The 310-nt window shown below is 60.6% G+C and carries 1 pseudogene; it reads right to left on the bottom strand.

Annotation, left to right across the window (positions count from 1 at the left end):
• Nucleotides 1-61: 61 nt before the first annotated feature.
• Nucleotides 62-310, bottom strand: a pseudogene (locus EN807_RS34150) (amino acid ABC transporter permease); the annotation flags it as partial.

Here is a 310-nt window from a genome sequence, read left to right as displayed (position 1 = left end):
GCGAAAAATTCGTCAAGGCGCGGAGAGCCGCATCGGCTGGTGCAGGCTGGAATGCGGCGCGCTATCGCTTGAGGTGGATGGTGATGCGGCGCTCGATCCATTCGACGCCGTGGCGCAGGATCTCGACCAATACCAGATAGACAATCGCCACCCAGATATAGGCCTGGATGTCGAAGGATTTCGCGTAGGCGAGCTTGGCGTTGCCCATCAGGTCGTAGACCGTGATGATGGCGACGATGGCCGAGGCCTTGATCATCAGGATGAGCTCGTTGCCGTAGGGCCTGAGCGCGACGATGATCGCCTGCGGCAG

The sequence above is a fragment of the Mesorhizobium sp. M5C.F.Ca.ET.164.01.1.1 genome, from assembly GCF_004792125.1.
GTDB lineage: Bacteria > Pseudomonadota > Alphaproteobacteria > Rhizobiales > Rhizobiaceae > Mesorhizobium > Mesorhizobium wenxiniae.
The sequence above is the reverse complement of the archived record's forward strand: the minus strand, read 5'-3'. Positions and strand labels throughout refer to the sequence as shown.